Source organism: Caballeronia sp. M23-90, from assembly GCF_053574605.1.
In genome coordinates, this window is the sequence record NZ_JBSIPA010000781.1 from 1 (window position 1) to 1,584 (window position 1,584).

Below are 1,584 nucleotides of genomic sequence, written 5' to 3' on the forward strand. Positions count from 1 at the left end.
CTAGCGCGTTCTACGCGGCGGATTATTGTTCGTACCCGATGGTGTCGGTCGAAAGCACCCAGTTGCTCATGCCCGCGAGCGTCTCGCCCGGCCTTCAGTTCTGAGCGACGGTGCTGCCAAGCAGGCTCTTCTCGGCTTCAACGGCCGCCTCCCTCAGGCCTTGTCCCATGAACTTCGGCAAGATGTTCACGCATACGATGATCGCGCCGAGCGACCCGAACACGTAGGTCACGGCGTAGGCAATGGCGACATCGGATTGCAAGGACTTGGTCTCGGCCACGGGCAAGCCGAGACGCGCGATGGCGTCGCCCGCCGTACCGATGATCGCGGATTGCGTGAGCGCGCCGCCGGCCAGCCCGGCGGCAATGCCCTTGTTCAACCCGAAGAGCTTGGCGCAGATCAGCACGGTGACAAGAGCTGAAACCGCGAGGAAAACCGCCATCGCGATTTCACGCAGCGTCTTGCGCGACAAGGAGTTGAAAAACTGCGGACCGGAGTCGTAACCGACTGCGTAGATGAAGATGGCGAACATGACGGACTTGACGCCGTTATCGATCTGCACGCCGAACTGGCTGATGACCACCGCGGCCAGCAAGGACCCGCCTACTCCGCCAAGCTGGAACTTCCCGAAGTTGATCTGGCCAATGAAGTACCCCACCGCGAGCGACAGGAACAACGCTATTTCCGGAGACTTCGTGAAAATCTGGTGTATCCATTCCATGGTGCCCTCGCTAGATTGTGTTCCCGTCCGACCTTGACTGCTCAGCGCGTTTCGTTACGCGTTTGTTGTGCTTTTTAAAACGCTATCCCAGCTTGCCTGCGAGCCCGACAACCAACGGACCCATCAGCGGCAGCAGCACGTTCGACAACGCATACGTGATGGTGTAACCAATAACAGGTGTTGCGTTGCCCGTCACCCCAACCAGTGCGCTGATTGCAGGAGTGCTGCATTGCTGGCCCGCTATTGCGCCAAGCAGCATGGGAACCTCTAGTTTGAGCAGCCATCGCCCGATCGCGAGCGATACCAGCGCCGGCCCGAGCGTGATGACAACGCCCGCGAGCGGCAAGGCGATACCGTATTCACGGATGAGGCGGATTGCATCGGCGCCCGCGCCGAGTCCTACAGCGGCGATAAACGTGCACAACCCGAAATCCTTCAGCACTTGCGCGGCGGCCGAAGGCAGGGAGCCGATCACCGGGAAGCGCGAACGAATCCAGCCGAACAGCAGACCTGACAGAAGACACCCGCCGCCCGTGCCGAGGGTGATCTGTATATCGCCCATCCGCGCGCTGAGATGGCCAATAAGAATCCCGAGGATCACGCCAATGCCGAGGAACACGAAGTCCGTCTTCAGCGTCGCGCGCACGATATAACCCAGCTTCGCCGCACCACGCCGGACGTCTTCGGATGCGCCGATCAACGTCAGCACGTCCCCACGATGCAACTCCGTTCCGGGCAGAAGACACCCGCCGCCCGTGCCGAGGGTGATCTGTATATCGCCCATCCGCGCGCTGAGATGGCCAATAAGAATCCCGAGGATCACGCCAATGCCGAGGAACACGAAGTCCGTCTTCAGCGTCGCG

At 60.8% G+C, this 1,584-nt stretch carries 1 protein-coding gene and 1 pseudogene; both read right to left on the reverse strand.

Annotated features, from left to right (window positions below):
• Nucleotides 1-100 precede the first annotated feature (100 nt).
• A pseudogene (locus ACRXB1_RS35805) lies at nucleotides 101-721 on the reverse strand (aspartate-alanine antiporter-like transporter); the annotation flags it as partial.
• An 82-nt stretch (nucleotides 722-803) separates the two neighbouring features.
• A partial coding sequence (locus ACRXB1_RS35810) for an aspartate-alanine antiporter-like transporter (protein ID WP_449494741.1) occupies nucleotides 804-1,584 on the reverse strand: 781 nt, incomplete at its 5' end.